Annotated in this window: 1 protein-coding gene and 1 pseudogene; both read right to left on the bottom strand. The window is 69.5% G+C overall.

Annotation, left to right across the window (positions count from 1 at the left end):
* Window positions 1-140: 140 nt before the first annotated feature.
* Window positions 141-1,160 (bottom strand): Gfo/Idh/MocA family protein, encoded by a 1,020-nt coding sequence (locus ACGFZS_RS32250; RefSeq protein WP_393798037.1) that lies wholly within the window; start codon window positions 1,158-1,160, stop codon window positions 141-143.
* Window positions 1,161-1,188: 28 nt separating this feature from the next.
* A pseudogene (locus ACGFZS_RS32245) lies at window positions 1,189-1,392 on the bottom strand (sugar ABC transporter ATP-binding protein); the annotation flags it as partial.

Below are 1,392 nucleotides of genomic sequence, written 5' to 3'. Positions count from 1 at the left end.
GCCCCGGGTGCGTCCCCCCGCGGATGGGACCCGGGGGGCGGGGTCCGGGGTCCGCCCGCGGCGGCGGCGCCGGCCCTCGGGATCAAAACCTGGGGGGGGGGGGGGGGGGGCCCGCCCCCCCCCCCACTTCTGTGTGGGACCTACTGGTAGAAGGCGGGTCGCTCGATCAGGTCCACCTCGACGCGCCGCCCCTCCCGCTGGGACCGCACGCCCGCTTCGCACACGGCCGCGGACGCATACCCGTCCCACACGCTCGGCCCGGTCGTCTCGCCGCGCCGCGTGGCGTCCACCCAGGCCTGAACCTCACGGTCGTAGGCGTCCGCGAAACGCTCGAGGTAGTCCGGTGCGACACGACCACCCCAACGGCCATCGGCGGTCAGCCTCGGGCCGTGCTCGTCGTCGATCCGTACCGTGCCTCGTTCGCAGACCGCTTCGGCCTGGACTTGGTAGCCGTAACCGCAGTGACCGAAGATCTCCACATCGACGAGAGCACCCGATTCGGTTTCCAGAAGCACGAATTGAGGATCGCTCATGCCTTCGGGGGCATACGACGACGGGGCCGGCTTGTGCACGGTGACCGCCGTGATCTCCTGATCGAGGAGCCAGCGGGTCACGTCCATCTCGTGCACCACCGAGTCGTTGATGAGCATCTCCTCGGTGAACCAGGGCGGCATGGCCGGGTTGCGGTGCCGGTGGTGCAGCATCAGCGTCCTGCCCAGCTCCCCGCGGTCGAGGAGCTGTTTCAGTTTCATGTACTCGGTGTCGTACCGCCGCATGAAACCGACCTGGATACGCCGGTGTCCCAGCTTCTGTTCCGCATCAAGGATGCGGAGAGCGGCGGCCGCGTCAGGGGTGAGCGGCTTCTCGCAGAGCACCGGCAGGTCACGGCCGAGGGCGTCGAGCAGGGCCGCCTCGTGGGCGGGCCCCGGGGAGGCGACGAGGACGGCGTCCACGTTCTCCGCCGCCATGGCCGCAGCGGGCTCGCTGTACGCCGCGCAGCCCTCGATCGTGTCCGCGAGCGTCTTGGCTCGCTCCGTCTCGATGTCGACGACGGCGGTCACGCGCGCGCCGCTGACGACGCGCTGGAGTCTGCGCACATGGTCCGCGCCCATCTTGCCGGTGCCGACGACGGCGACGCCGAGTGCTCGCTGAGATGGCATGCTTCTTCTGTCTCCGTGGTTGGTGAGATCAGTTCGTTTGAGACGCCGCGACCTGCAGTTCGTCCTTTTCGGGGAGTTCCTCGGTGTCGACGCCGCGGACCTGGGACAGCTCGTGCTTGAGGGCCGCGAGCTCGGCGCCGCCGGCCATGTGGTTGGTCAGTTCCTCCAGGGTGATCTCGCTGCGTTCGGCGCTCAGTTCGAGGGTGCCGAGGCGCAGGACGCTGAAGTGGTC

It is taken from the genome of Streptomyces sp. NPDC048288 (assembly GCF_043201555.1).
In the GTDB taxonomy this organism is placed as follows: domain Bacteria; phylum Actinomycetota; class Actinomycetes; order Streptomycetales; family Streptomycetaceae; genus Streptomyces.
Note: the sequence above shows the minus strand (reverse complement) of the source record. Positions and strands in the feature narration are given on the sequence as shown.